Consider the following 14,478-nt stretch of genomic DNA (forward strand, 5'->3'; position numbering starts at 1 on the left):
AGCCTTTTGCGAGATCCGGCTTGCCGGCTCTGTCCCCAACATTCGGAAAGGAGCTTTGCCATGAGTATTACCAAAAAGAGCTGTGCGCTGCTATGTGTCCTAGGCATGATGCTGGGGACCGCTTCCGTCGCGGTGCCTGCCGGACAACACGCTATGGCGGCGGTAGCGGACGAGAAGTTGTTAAGCGGGAATGCAGTCGGAGGGGAGCTGATTCCGGCAGGAACGGCTGCAATTGCTACAGGAGCGTCCTATTCCTGGCTGACGGAAGGCACGTATGCCACCGATGCGCAATTGATTGCGTCGGACAGTGACGGGACGCCGGATATGACAGACGGCGGCAGCGGTCCGGAGGAGGAGTTCAGCAGTTCGACGGGGGATGCGGCGGGGACCGCTGCATACGGAACGCTGATCTACGACCTTCAAGCGGCCTACAAGGTGTCTTCGGTGAAGGTATGGGCGGATACGGACAATGGCAGCCGAATGAGTCAATTTGACGTCTACGCCAGCTTGGACGGTCTGACTTATAACCGGGTCGGCACTCAGGAAAATACGAGTGCAGCGGGGGCGGGGTTCGCTCCCGTCACCTATGCCGTTCAGCCCGTTGTTTATGCCCGGTATATCAAGATCATTATGCATAAGGACCCGCTAATGCCGGTCGTGAGGCTGGGAGAAACGGCTGTATTCGGCGATGCGCTGGAGCCCATGGCGCTATTAAGCAATAATGTGTTGAAAGCTACCGGCGAATATAACACATCTATCCCTAAAATTGCGACAGGCGCATCCTATGCGTGGTTGACCGAGGCTCCGTTCGTTACCGACAGCGATATTATTAAAACAGATAACGACTCCAAGAATGACGGCGCCGGAGGGGTGCCGGATTTAATCGACGGTTCCACCACGCAAACGAATGCGGACTATATTATGAACTCGGTCTGGGGTCGAAAAGGGAACTACGCGGCTGTCGTTTTCAATCTGAACGATGTCTACCAGATCGGGAAAATCGACGTATGGACCGGAGTAGCCACTAGCGGACCTTTATCCATGGACGGTTATGAAGTGCTCGTCAGCAACGATGGCGTGAATTATTCCTCTCTCGGTTATACAGCTAATGCCAATGACCGTTCTCTGAACGCGATTGTGAATTCGCCCAGTTACGGCGTTCCCGGCAAACATGCGAAGTATGTCAAAATCATTATGCATAATGCGAATGACTCGCAGATGCTGAGGATCGGGGAAGTGGCGATCTGGGGCTGGAAGCTGTACGACCCGGAGCTGCCGAAGAAAGCAACGCCAGATCAAGTAGAGTTTACAACAGAGCTCAAAAATTACAGCACGCTCTATCTGGATTGGTCCGGCTATAACAGTGTGGTTAACAACGTTAACAAATATGGCATTTATATCGAGACAGCCCCTTTCACCAGTACGGAAGGATTGACACCGAAATTCACGGCGGAAGCCAAATCCATTGAACAGGTCGGCAAGTATGCAACCTATTTCGCTTTGAAGCCGGAGACAACTTATTATGTGGCAGTGACGCCATTTCATTCGACCGGCGGGGAGCGGAAGGATGTTGAAGCGCTGAAGATTACGACGCCGTCCGTGCTCGGCGGGGAGCGGGTCGGCGATATATTCGCCATCAACGATTCCCCTTACGGCGGGGGCAATTATGTTCATCACGGCGAGAATGAGGATGTGTTCCTGATGACGAAGCTGAGGCTGCTCAGGGACCTCGGAGGGATCAACAAAAACAGATGGTGGGATCACAGCAGCGCGATGAAGACGCTGTATGGCAAGAGCGGATTGAACTTTCATTACTTCTATCATGGTCCCGGCTACGTGCAGTCCGATAACGACGGGGGCGCCTACACCTTCTCCACGTACAACGAACCGGATCTTGCCAATCGAAATCCGTCTGATGTAGCGGCGGCGCTGAAAGCCAATCATGACAGTCTAAAGGCGGTCAGCAGCAAGAGTCTCTTAGTAGAACCCGCGCTGGGCGGGGTTGACCGGTTAGCGGCAGGCAAGGGCTTGAATTGGCTGGATAACCTTTATAATTCCGACGGCCAGAACGGCGCCCTAGTGAAAAATTATTTTGACGTGATGGACGTTCATCCCTATGTAAAATACGAATATCCGGCGGTGCCGGGACTGATCCAGGGCACGCCGGAGAAGCTGCTCGAAATGCTGCCAGCCCTGAAGGATACGATGGCCAGCCATGGGGACGGAGACAAGCCGATTATTATAACCGAGATCGGCTGGAGCACGTATACGGGCGGAAGCTACTTGAAAACGGTAGACCGGGCGACCCAAAGAAACTATTTGGCACGGGCCTATATGCATGCCATCGCGAACGGAATTCGAACGGTGCATTGGTATGATTTTGCAGATGACGGTACGGAAACTAATAATTTGGAGCACAACCTGGGCCTGATTGACTGGAACGGTAAGCCGAAGGAGAGCTATTACGGCTACTATACAATGATTAGGGTGCTTAAAGATGCCAAGTATTTGGGGCCTGTGGCGGGAGTTGCGAATCCTTATTACGGGTATCAATTCTGGGATGAAAATAAGAATCGGTATATCACTGCGTTGTGGGACGCGAGCTGGCAATCGGCAAGCAGCCCCACTCGAAAGGCGCATATCGCAACGACCGACCCGGGGATAAATGTGGTCGGCATTGATGGAAGCTACAAATACATCCCGGCGGTAGCGGGAGTTGTCGATGTGCCGCTTACGGGAGCGCCTGCTTTCATTTACTCCGCGGCAGGCGTTAACGTGAACTCGATAAACTGATGTCGACGAAATAAAAGATGAACAGCCAAGATAAGCAGTATGCCCCTGTCCCTCCAAAACCGTAATGGTTAATGTAGGACAGGGGTTTTTCACATACTGGATAAGCCGGAGCTCGAATTATGGGCTGTGCTGCGGGCTGCCGACGACCTTATTGACGAAGGCGGACCGACGCTGCTCTCCACAATTTTGAAAGGGGGAGGGGAGAAAGCTGTAACGGTTGCCACAGCACTTATTGTCCCGAAAAGTGGGCAATATGGATTCTAGCGGTTGCCACAGTGCTTATTTAGATGAAATCTGGTGAAATTGGGCCAATTACATGTAAATAGGCTTTGTGTTAACCGTTACAGTTTGAAATGAAATGTTTTGGGCCAAATAGCCGCTGTGGTACCCGTTAGCGCCAACAACCTACTCGCTCTCCCGCGCGAAGCCCCTGCGTAGTATCAGTGAATCACGCAAGGATCGTGCGAAAACAAGCTAATCCAGCAGAAAATCCCCGATTGTCGGGGATTTTTTGCCGTTCTTGGGGGAAGAAGGATCGGACGGGAGGGCGGGGGCTATGATACAATGGGCTAATGAATTAACCGGTGGATGAAAAACAGGGAGCGACCCTGCTTTGGAAGATGTGACTTGAGGACGGGGCATGAGACACCATTTCTGAAACGTTTATGATCACGCGGACAGCCCTTCCATACGGTTACGCTATTAATGAAACGAGGATTATTTGCATGAAAAAAGGTTTAATCTATGCCATTCTGGCCTACATCGCCTGGGGGCTGCTTCCGGTGTACTGGAAGCTGTTCGGCAGCATGCTGCCGGGGGAAATTCTGGCGCATCGCGTGATGTGGTCGTTCGTGTTTATGACGATCCTGCTGCTGGTCGGCAAGGGGCAGTGGAAGGCGTTTATCCAACTGCTGGCCGTGCCGCGCACGCTGCTCGTCGTCGCGACCAGTTCGCTGCTCATCAGCGCGAACTGGCTGATCTTCATCTGGGCCGTGAACAACGGCCACGTTATCGAAACCAGCATCGGCTACTACATTACGCCGCTGTTCAACATCATGCTCGCGGTGCTGTTCCTCCGCGAGAAACCGACCGGCGCCCAGTGGGTCGCCGTGGGACTGGCCGCGATCGGCGTTGCGATCGCGACGGTCGACTACGGCCACTTCCCGTGGGTGTCCGTTTCGCTGGCGGCTTCCTTCGGCCTCTACAGCCTCGTGAAGAAGCGCGTCGCCTACGGCGCTTCCATCGGCCTGGCCGGGGAAACCGCGGTCGTGCTGCCGCTCGCGCTGATCTACGTCGGCTACTTGTACGCGACGCATCAGGCTACCGTCGGCACGCTGCCGGCCTACAAGCTCATCCTGCTGCTCCTGGCGGGCGCAGCAACGGCCATGCCGCTGCTCTGGTTCGCCAAAGCAGCGGTGCGGCTTCCCCTCTCGATGCTGGGCTTCATCCAGTACATCGGGCCATCGATCACGCTGCTGCTGAGTGTGTTCGTGTTCAAAGAGAAGTTCTCGCCGGCGCTGCTGGCGAGCTTCGCTTTTATCTGGAGCGCGCTCGTCGTCTATGCGCTGGCTTCGATCCGCACGGCGCGGGCTGCGGCCGTTCAGCGGTAGTTGCGCCGGACGGGGAGCTTTGCGCCTGGCGAAGCGGCCGTTTGTACGGCCCGCCCTGGCTTAGCTCACCCGAGGCTGACCTAGCTCGCCGGATGGATCTGTTGTCTTCCGCGTAGTCCCCGCCCGCTCAACTGGAATTTCTCCATCTCATTAGAGCAAAATGACGCGGTTCACCCCACTGAACTGGAAAACCTCCAGTACATATAAGGGAATTAGATGAATTTTACTTGATTGGGTACGAATAAGCTGGAGAAATTCCAGTTCATGTCCCCATTTTCACGAAAAAGGCGTGAATGAACTGGAGGAATTCCATTTCAGCAACGCACGCACGAGCAAGCGGCTCCATGGGAACGGCTCTTCATATCGAGCTGACCATGTTTACGCGTCTTGTGTTGTCACCCCACGCGAACTCACCCAAATGCCTGCGATGCCGCAGGCATTTTTTGCATTCCGCGGTCAAAAAATACCCGCGGTTTTGCACGAATCGCGCGCGGTACGATCGCGGTTCACCGTAGCGTTTTCCATTTCCCCCTATGCAAGCGCAATCATACCGAAGTACAATAGGTAGGAATACGAATCAGGAAGGAGCGTGCCGACTTGAAATTTCCACCGAGACTACGGCTTTTTGGCAATCGCAGAAGCGCGCTCTCTACGATGATTGCAACGAATTTGTTCATTTTGCTGATCCCGCTGGCGATGGGGGTCTTTCTCTACACCGCGGTTGAGAAGAGCCTGGAGAACAGCTCGAACCGTTCCAATGCCGCGATGCTGGAGCAGCTCAAGCTTTCGCTTGATAATAAATTTGCGGAGATCGATACGCTGATGAAACAGGTCGTGTTCGACCCGAAGCTCGATTACATGCTCAAAATCCCGGCAGATTCCGATCCTGCCAGCCAATATTTGTTCGTCGAGTTCATGCGGGACAAGATGGCCAAGTATCGCAGCATGACGAGCAACTTTATTTTTGACTACTACGTGTACTTCGCGACCAGCGATACGATTGTGAAATCCGATCTGCTGACGGACTCGCGGAGTTTTTACAGCACCCACTACACCTATAAGGACCTGTCCTACGGTCAGTGGAAAAGCATACTCCAAAACGAGCACAGCATGTCCTACTTGCCGGCAACGCCGCTGATCGGTGCGCCGTCCAATGACGATGCGCTGCCGAAGGAAGTCATCACGTACGTGCAATCGCTGCCCATTCTGACGCAGTCGGCCAATCTTGGCAGCTTCGTGGCGCTGATCAACGTCGATCAGGTGAAGCAGTTGTTCGCACAGATGGAGTCGGCCAGCCACAGCGCGATCTACATCCTGGATGCGAGCGGCAATACGATCATCAGCAACAGCCTGAATCGCTTCCCACAAGAACTTCATGAGCGGGTCGAACAGGGAGCCGGGCCGTTTCCTTTCAAACTGCAAGGCGTCGACCAGATGGTTTCGGTCGCTTCCTCCCAGAAAGCGGGCTGGAAATACGTCTCGATCACGCCGGACGATATTTTTATGAAGCAAGTGAATCAAATTCAGAGCTGGGCGATTCTGCTGTTCGGCCTCTGCGTCATCATGGGGCTGCTCGCTGTCAGCATCGGCGCTTACCGCAACTACAGACCGCTGCAGCGAACGGTGAGCGCAATTATGCGCGGAAAAGAAATGAGCAAGCGTCCCTTCTCGGACGAGTACGAGTTCATCCAGCAGACGATCGAAGGCTCCATGCACGAGGAAAAAAGCTTGCGCAGCACGCTCAAACAGCAAGTGCCGTTTATTCGCGCGAATTATTTGTCCCGGCTGCTCAATGGACATATGGATGTGGACGTATCCACGCCGGGCGAGGGCAGCCTCCAGTTTATGGAGCTTGATTTTGTCAGCGACCGCTTTGCGGTGATTTTGGTCAAAATCGAAGAGGTGTATCCGGGCGCCGAGGATGAGGAGCAGCGCTGGGCGCATGCCCGGTTCATCATCGCCAACGTCGGTGTCGATATGATCGGCGTGCATCACATGGGCTTCTCGCTGGAGCTCGACCGGGATCGCGTCGCGTTCCTCGTAAACCTGGCGGAGAACCGCGAGGAAGCCGAGGCCGATCTCAGGGAAATCGCCCAGTGGCTGTTCACCCTGATTTCGGAACGGTTCCATATCGGCATCACCGTGGCCGCCGGGGGCATCCATCAAGGGCCGAAGGCGATTCGCAGCGCGTATCCCGAGGCACTGGCAGCGCTGGAGTATCGACTCATTCTCGGGCAAAATGCAATCATTCATTTCAGCGATATGAACGATTCGAAGCAGCACTACTACTATCCACTGGAAGTCGAGACGCAGCTTATCAATTTTGTGCGGAGCGGCGATACCGTGAACGTCGGGAAGACGCTCGACAACATTTATGCGATGAACTTTGAAGCGAGTCATATGACCCCGGAGCTGGGAAAATGTTTGTTTTTTAACGTCATCTCCACGTTCCTCAAAATCGTGAACGCCACCCACGTGGCACAAGGCGATGTGCTCGGCGCCGATTTCGACCCGATCAAGGAAGTATTCGGCAATTCGACCGCGCAGGGCATGCAGGAGAAAACGAAGGAGCTGTACGGGCGGCTGACCCGCCTGTTTATCGTCGAGCGGACGGATCATAGTACGCAGCTGCTGCAGGACATTGTGCGCGCCGTGCACGAGGAGCTGGATAATCCGAATCTGGGGCTTGCCCAAATCGCGGAGAAGTTCGGGATGACACCGCAGTACATCTCCACCTTTTTCAAAAAGAACCAGGGACAAAACCTGCTCGACTATATTACCGCCAACCGCATTCAGAAGGCGAAAGACCTCATGGAGAACAAGGAGCTGACGATTGTGCAGATTTCTCAGAAGGTCGGCTACAATAACGACGTCGTGTTCATTCGCGCTTTCAAGAAGCTGGAGGGCATTACGCCAGGCAAATACAGGGAAACGATGCTGGCGGACAGAGCCAGTGTGGACGTATAGAGGCAGCCCTTCGGGGCTGCTTGTCTTTTTTGGTAGGAAGCGAAGAAAGCAACTGACGATTTTTAATGTGGAACTGATTCGTTTTCTGCTGGGCGGCATTTCTTACGAATCGTCGGCGGATGTGAAAACTAGAGAGTATTCAGGCTCGTTTCGGGGAGCTACACTGGGAACCAGACACGGCAGCAACGATTACCGCAGCAATCAGTTCCGCAGCACGCAAACTAAAGGGAGGCAAACAAACCAATGAAGAAGCATCTTAAACAAACAGGTTCTGTTCTTGTCGTTTCACTACTCGCGATTTCGGTTGCCGCATGCAGCAGCGATAACGGAAGTACGGCTACACCGTCCGGCTCCTCGGCCGCTTCAACAGCCGCAGCGAAAGAATCACAGCCGCCGAAATTGTCGCAGCTCACGTACTGGGTACCGAACCATTCGGCCGCTTCCTCACAAATGAAAACTTATGCTGACATGGGCATGTACAAAGAGCTGGAGAAAATCACCGGCGTGAAAGTCTCATTCCAGCATCCGCCATTAGAAGTGCCGCAAGCGCAAGAGCAGTTCAACTTGATGATCGCGACGAATGATTTGCCGGACGTGATTGAAGCGAGCTGGGGCGCAACAAGCGGTGCGGTCGTCCGCTACCCGGGCGGGCCGGAGAAAGCGATTTCCGATAAGAAAATCGTCAAGCTCAACGACCTCATCGACAAGTACGCGCCGAACCTGAAAAAGCTGCTGGACGCGCACCCGGATTGGAAGAAGCAAATCTCCACCGATGAAGGAAGCATTTATGCCTTCCCATTCCTGCGCGGGGACGACAAAGTGCGTGTGTTCTTCGGGCCTTCGGTTCGCCAGGATTGGCTCGATAAGCTGGGACTGAAAATGCCAACCACGATTGACGAGTGGTATACGGTGCTGAAGGCTTTTAAAGAAAAAGACCCGAACGGCAACGGGAAAGCGGATGAAATTCCGATTTACCTGGATAAAAACCTGTTCGCCACCGACGCTCCGTTCATGGGCGCTTGGGGCATCAACTACAGCTTCTACCAAGATAAGGGTGTCGTGAAGTACGGCCCGATTCAACCGGAATATAAGGACTTCCTCGCTACAATGAACAAATGGTATAAGGAAGGGCTGCTGGATAAAGACTTTGCGGCGCCGAACGACAAGCTGTTCGATAACAAAATGACGACGGACCTGCTCGGTGCGACAGTTTCCTTCAACGGCGGCGGCATCGGGAAGTATGCCGGTCTGATGAAGGATAAAGAGCCAAGCTTCAACCTCGTCGCAGCTCCGTATCCGGTGCTGAAGGCGGGCGATAAGCCGATCTGGGGGCAGAAGGATTTTGCCTATAACGGCGTTGGGGCTGCGATTTCGGCGGCGAACAAGAATCCTATCGAAACGGTCAAATGGTTGGATTACGCGTACGGCGAAAAAGGCGACCTGCTCTTCAACTACGGCATCGAAGGCCAAAGCTACAAAATGGAAAACGGGAAAGCGGTGCTCCTTCCTGAAGTCCTGAATCCGCCTGCCGGCACTTCCGTGCAGCAAGCCGATGCGAAGTATACCCGTGCAACATGGAGCGCGCCGTTTGTCCTCAGCGACAACTTCCAAACGCAGTACATGGCGTATCCGCAGCAGAAGAAAGCGCTGGAAATCTGGTCGGCGCCGACGGTAGAACGCAAAATGCCGCTCGTCACGCCAACGCAGGATGAAAGCAGCAAGTTCGCTTCCCTCGTGACGGACATTCAAACATACCAAGACGAAATGCTGCTCAAGTTCATCATGGGCGTAGAGCCGCTTGACAACTTCGATAAATACGTGAAGAAGATCGAAAGCATGGGCATCCAGGATGCGATCAAAATTCAACAAGCGGCGCTGGAGCGCTACAACAAACGCTAAGCATAAGGCGGTGGGGGTGGGAGATGAGCGATCGTCTCCTCCTCCGGCGCGATTGATGCAAGAAAGGCAGGGCCTGACTATGACACAGCACGCGAGCGATCTTGGGGTGCGAAGAGCGGAGCCAACCCACAGCGTAGAGAAGACGTCCTGGCTGCAAACGATCCGCAAGGACTGGAAGCGTCACTGGGCCATTTATCTCATGGCGATTCCGGTGATTGCCTATTATCTAATTTTTCATTACGGGCCGATGTATGGCCTCCAGATTGCGTTCAAAGAGTATTCCCCGGCGAAAGGCATTTTGGGAAGTCCGTGGATCGGTTTTAAGCATTTTGAGAGTTTCTTTAATGGCATTTACTTTTGGCGGTTAATTAAAAATACGATCCTGCTCAATATCTACGATTTAGTGTTCGGGTTCCCGGCAGCCATCGTGCTGGCGCTCCTGCTCAACGAGATTCGTCAGGCGCGGTTCAAACGCGTCGTGCAGTCGATTTCGTACCTGCCGCACTTCGTCTCCATCGTCGTCGTGGCGGGGTTGATGGTCGATTTCCTGAGCCGAAGCGGTCTTGTTAACCAAATTATCGGCATTTTCGGGATTGAACCGATCGATTTCTTGAAAGAGGCAGGCTGGTTCCGATTCCTGTTCGTATCTTCCGGCATTTGGCAGGGCATCGGCTGGGGTTCGATTGTGTACCTGGCGGCGATCTCGACCATTGATCCTACCTTATACGAGGCTGGACGGATGGACGGAGCAAACCGTTGGAAGCAGACGCTGCATATTACGATTCCGGGCATTATGCCGACGATTGTGATTTTGTTTATTTTGCAAATGGGAAATATGCTCACGGTAGGCAGCGAGAAGGTGCTTCTCTTGTACAACCCGCTCACGTATGATACAGCTGACGTTATTTCGACTTATGTGTACCGCAAAGGGGTGCTGGAAGCCAGTTACGGCTTTACGGCGGCCGTCGGATTGTTCAATTCGGTGATCAGCTTCATTCTGATCGTAACGGCCAACACCGTCGTGAAGCGGATCAGCGAGAATAAACTATGGTAGCCGAAGGCAGTGCAGGCAGGGCTAGGCAAAGGAGATTGAAAAGATGAGACTATCGCGTGGAGAACGAACCTTCGGCTATTTCAACGTCGTACTGATGCTCGCGCTCTGTGCAGTAACCTTGTACCCGTTTCTGTACGTACTGATGGCATCGTTTAGCAATGCGACGGATTTGCTGCAGAATAGAGGGCTGATGTGGCGGCCTGCGGGTTGGGATTTAAGCGCTTATAAAGCCGTATTCAGCAATCCGATGATTGCGGAAGGCTACAAAAATACACTGATCTACGTTTTTCTGGGCACAGCGATTAACCTGATCATGACGGCCATTGGCGCGTACGTGCTGTCGAGACCAGGTTTATATTGGAAAAATACACTGATGTTCTTCATCGTCATTACGATGGTGTTTCACGGCGGTCTGGTGCCGTCCTTCCTTCTCGTGAACAACCTGGGCATGATGAACACGATGTGGGCGCTCATTATTCCAGGTGCGATCAATACCTTCAACATGATTATTATGCGAACTTCGTTTCAGGGCATTCCGGTCAGCTTGGAGGAGTCGGCTCGGATGGACGGGGCGAACGATTGGACGATTTTGTTCCGGATCGTGATTCCGCTCTCGCTGCCGGTCATGGCGGTCATGGTGCTCTGGTATGCGGTCGGGCACTGGAACTCCTATTTCAGCGCACTGCTCTATTTGAGAAATCGTGAAGATTATCCGCTCCAACTGGTGCTGCGCGAGCTGCTCATTGAGAACAGCACAGACGCGTACTCGGCCGGCACGGGCGGTGACGATAAATATGCCATCGGCGAGACAATCAAATATGCGGCGATCATCGTGTCGACGGTGCCGATTCTCTGTTTGTATCCGTTCCTGCAAAAATATTTCGTTCACGGCGTCTTAATCGGAGCCATCAAGGAATAAGAGGAGTGACAGCATGCGAGGCGTAACATACGAGAACGCTCCCAGTGGTTGGAACGAAGCACTGCCGCTGGGGAACGGGCATTTTGGCGGCATGGTGTTCTACGAGGACAACTGCCTGACGATGGCGATGAACCATTACGAAGTGTATTACCAGAAGCTGCATCGGTACAGTAAGACGTTTCGGGAAGGAGAAGGGCGAGACTTCGAGCGCCAGTATGGTTATACGTTCGAAGAGCTCCGGCAGCGGGCGCTGGATATGTACCGGAATCCGCAGCAGGAACCGATTTTTCTGTACGGGGATGCGCTGTCGCCGGAGAGCATGTACCGTAAGTATGGCAAGGCGCATGGAGGCACGTCGCATTATCCGACGGGAGAGCTAAGGCTGCTGGTGGCGGAGGGTCTGCGGGACGCGGCGAGGTCGTCGCTGTCGCTGGATGTGGAGCGGGCGGAGGTTCGGTTGGGTGTTGAGGTGGGGGACGGAGAAAGGCTGGAGGCCTCCTTTTTCGTGGCGCAGGGCGAGGATTGGCTGGTGACGGAGATCCGGCAATCTGCCCCAGGACTGCTGCCAGCCGTGGAGCTGGTGGTTCCGATGAGACGGTATGTGGATATGCAGGTGACGTATCACCAGGCGGATGAGACGACGTTTTACTACCGGGGATCGTTCTTCCCGGATGGGGAGGATCGGGAGCGGCATGCTCCTTTTTCTTTTGTTGTGGTGATGAAAATGATTGGCGCTGCCGGTCGTTTGCTGAACAGCGAGGATGGGGATGGCCTGCGGATTGAGCTTTGCGAGGCGGGGAGGGAAGTGACGCTCCTTACAACCGTCGTGACGGAGGAGGAGACGAGCGATCCGCTTCGTTTGGCGTTGGTACGTGCGGCGGGGATTGATCTTTCGGGCGTGGCTGCGCTGCGGGAAGCGCATCGACAGCATTGGGCGCAGTTCTGGCGGCGTTCGTCGGTCACGCTGCCAGATCCGATGCTCGAAAATTTGTGGCACATCAATTTGTATGCCATCGCTTGCAGCAGCGGTCGAGGAGGTCGAATGGCTGAGCAGGCCTGCGGGCTCAACGGCCTGTGGGACATCAAGCAGCCGACCAAATGGGGCAGCATGTGGTACTGGGACGTGAACATCCAGGCCGCGTTCTGGCCGCTGTACACAGCGAACCATTTGGAAGTGGCGCAGGTGTTCAACGACGGTCTGCTCGCATACGTGGCGGAAGCCGAGCGTATGGCAGAGCAGTTTTACGGGATGGAAGGCGTCGCTGGGGATTATCCGCATGCGCTGTATTTCAGCATCTGGCCGTGGTGCGCTCAGTTCCTGTGGAATTACTATCGGTACAGCGGAGATCTTGCGTTCCTGCGGGAGCAAGCCTATCCGCTTTTCAAAAAGATCGCCCGTTTCTTCGAGGACTTCCTGATGGAAAATCCGGAGACCGGATGGCTGGATATTTTTCCGGACATTTCGCCGGAGCAGGGGCCGCTCACCCGCAATTCGACGTGTTCGCTGTCGGCGGTGAAATACCTGCTCCTGATCGCAAGCGAAGCGGGAGATCTGGTCGGGGCGGCGGAGAGCGACGCCTTCAAATGGCGGGCGCTCGCCGAACGATTAGCGCCGTATCCAACGGGCGAAGCGCCCGGATATGGCGGCGTGTTCCTCGACTCGGAGTGGGCGCCGGCCACGGTGCATCTTCGCCATCCGTCGCTGCTCATGCCGATATATCCGATCGGAGAAATCGATTGGTACAGCGAGCCGGATGTCCGGCTACGGGCTGAGAACACGCTACGCTATGCCGACAAAAACACGGAATATGGGATGTTTCAGTTCGGTTGGCTGTCTTGCGTGGCCTCCCGGTTGGGGCTGGGTGACACCGCGCTCCGGCTGCTGTATGAGCAGGGCATCGACTTGTCCCTGCGCGTGAACGGGCTGTTCGCCGAAGAAACCGAGCGCTGGATGAACTACTGCAACATCACCAACGAGCCGCTCTACCATCCGTTTATGATGGAAGCCTCCGGGGAGCTGGTCGCCTCCGTGAATGAGATGCTGCTGCAAAGCTACAGCGGGGTGATCGAGGTGTTTCCGGCGATGCCTGATGGGGTATCGGAGATGGAGGCTCCAGCGGGGAAGTATGCACATCTTATTAATAGGAATATACGTTCTCGTTCGGTATGGGAGGAGTGTGCTTTTCGTGGACTGCTGGCGGTGGGCGCTTTTGAGGTCAGCGCCCGGCGTAAAGCAGGACGTACTGTGTGGGTGTACGTCGTAAGCCAAGCGGGGAGCCGCTTGGTGCTGCGTCAGCCTTTCGCGGATGGTGCGCGGGTGCAGGTGTGGGGTCGGAACGGCACTGGCTGGTCGACCGTGCAGGTGACAGTGGAAGGCGATTGCCTCGCCTGGGATACGCAGGCAGGGTGGGCTTATGCGATTTATCCGCAGGAGGTGGGGCTGCTGCCGGAGGAGATTGAGGGGTTGTGTTTGGAATCTTCCCTTTTGAAGAATCCAGAGCCGCCGAGCGTAGGGTCAGCGAGACCACGAGTCGCTAAGCCGCTCGTTCACCAAGCCCATACCGGCCGGCGCGTCTTCCTCGGCAAAGACCAAGAAACTGATCTGCTTCGCAAGCTCGATCACTTCACATTCGACTACTACGCCGGGAATCACCGGGAATCGCGCTTGGCGGCGTATCGGCTCGATTTTGGCGTCGGTGCGGAGACGCTGTGGAAGCGCTACGAGCTAGCACTGCCGAGGCAGATGCACGCCGACGGCGTGCTCGGGCAGACATTCCGGCCGATCTCGCCGGACATGCACTTCACCGCGCGCGGTGGCATCGGCTGGGTGCCCGGCAGCGCTGCACTTGTCGCGCTGGACCGCGGTGAGCCCGACGAGCTGCGCCGGGATTTCATCGGCGGCGAGGCGGAGGCGACGTTCGTCATCGAACTGCCGCGCGGCCGGTACGACGTGCTGTTCATCATCGGCGACAGTGAAGCGCCGTCGTACACCGAGATTGCCGTGGAAGGGCAATCGGCCTGGAAGCCGGAGCGCGCGCTGCAAGCGGGCGAGTTCGCCTGCGATATTTTGCCAATTGTGATGAAGAGGGATGGGTATGCGCGCATTCAGTTTAGTACCAAGCCGGGGATGGTGTGGCGGATTAATGTGATGATTGTGAATAAGGGGTATGTATATTTGTAGGGAGTACGTAGATCCTATGCCGCCAATATGAAAAAGACACCCTTGAGGTGTCTTT

General features: G+C 54.9%; 8 protein-coding genes. All 8 read left to right on the plus strand.

Features of this window, described 5'->3' with window-relative positions; all coding sequences use genetic code 11:
• Window positions 1-60 precede the first annotated feature (60 nt).
• The 8 genes from ABE504_RS00540 (at window position 61) to ABE504_RS00575 (ending at window position 14,423) form a co-directional block, all read left to right on the plus strand.
• A complete protein-coding gene (locus tag ABE504_RS00540) occupies window positions 61-2,793 on the plus strand; it encodes a discoidin domain-containing protein (RefSeq protein WP_430082990.1) in 2,733 nt (910 codons plus the stop codon).
• Window positions 2,794-3,518: 725 nt separating this feature from the next.
• Window positions 3,519-4,403: an EamA family transporter RarD gene (gene rarD, locus ABE504_RS00545; RefSeq protein ID WP_430082993.1), complete on the plus strand. Its 885-nt coding sequence runs from the start codon at window positions 3,519-3,521 to the stop codon at window positions 4,401-4,403.
• 597 nt (window positions 4,404-5,000) lie between these two features.
• Window positions 5,001-7,370 (plus strand): helix-turn-helix domain-containing protein, encoded by a 2,370-nt coding sequence (locus ABE504_RS00550; RefSeq protein ID WP_430082996.1) that lies wholly within the window; start codon window positions 5,001-5,003, stop codon window positions 7,368-7,370.
• Window positions 7,357-7,617 (plus strand): hypothetical protein, encoded by a 261-nt coding sequence (locus ABE504_RS00555; protein WP_430082998.1) that lies wholly within the window; start codon window positions 7,357-7,359, stop codon window positions 7,615-7,617. The genes ABE504_RS00550 and ABE504_RS00555 overlap by 14 nt, the downstream gene beginning before the upstream one ends.
• Window positions 7,614-9,269: an extracellular solute-binding protein gene (locus tag ABE504_RS00560; protein WP_430083000.1), complete on the plus strand. Its 1,656-nt coding sequence runs from the start codon at window positions 7,614-7,616 to the stop codon at window positions 9,267-9,269. Before ABE504_RS00555 ends, ABE504_RS00560 begins: the two co-directional genes overlap by 4 nt.
• A gap of 79 nt (window positions 9,270-9,348) precedes the next feature.
• The gene (locus tag ABE504_RS00565) at window positions 9,349-10,323 is read left to right on the plus strand and encodes an ABC transporter permease (RefSeq protein WP_430083003.1); all 975 of its coding nucleotides are present in this window, start codon (window positions 9,349-9,351) and stop codon (window positions 10,321-10,323) included.
• A gap of 43 nt (window positions 10,324-10,366) precedes the next feature.
• Entirely contained in the window at window positions 10,367-11,242 is an 876-nt protein-coding gene (locus tag ABE504_RS00570; protein ID WP_430083006.1) for a carbohydrate ABC transporter permease, read from the plus strand.
• 13 nt (window positions 11,243-11,255) lie between these two features.
• Window positions 11,256-14,423 (plus strand): glycosyl hydrolase family 95 catalytic domain-containing protein, encoded by a 3,168-nt coding sequence (locus tag ABE504_RS00575; protein WP_430083009.1) that lies wholly within the window; start codon window positions 11,256-11,258, stop codon window positions 14,421-14,423.
• Window positions 14,424-14,478: the final 55 nt, after the last annotated feature.

This window comes from Paenibacillus oryzisoli, from assembly GCF_050467285.1.
Lineage (GTDB): Bacteria > Bacillota > Bacilli > Paenibacillales > NBRC-103111 > Paenibacillus_E > Paenibacillus_E oryzisoli_A.

Coding starts and splice junctions, on each gene's coding strand:
- ABE504_RS00570 (WP_430083006.1), top strand. CDS start 10,367: ATGAGACTATCGCGTGGAGAACGAACCTTCGGCTATTTCAACGTCGTA.
- ABE504_RS00560 (WP_430083000.1), top strand. CDS start 7,614: ATGAAGAAGCATCTTAAACAAACAGGTTCTGTTCTTGTCGTTTCACTA.
- ABE504_RS00575 (WP_430083009.1), top strand. CDS start 11,256: ATGCGAGGCGTAACATACGAGAACGCTCCCAGTGGTTGGAACGAAGCA.
- ABE504_RS00540 (WP_430082990.1), top strand. CDS start 61: ATGAGTATTACCAAAAAGAGCTGTGCGCTGCTATGTGTCCTAGGCATG.
- rarD (WP_430082993.1), top strand. CDS start 3,519: ATGAAAAAAGGTTTAATCTATGCCATTCTGGCCTACATCGCCTGGGGG.
- ABE504_RS00565 (WP_430083003.1), top strand. CDS start 9,349: ATGACACAGCACGCGAGCGATCTTGGGGTGCGAAGAGCGGAGCCAACC.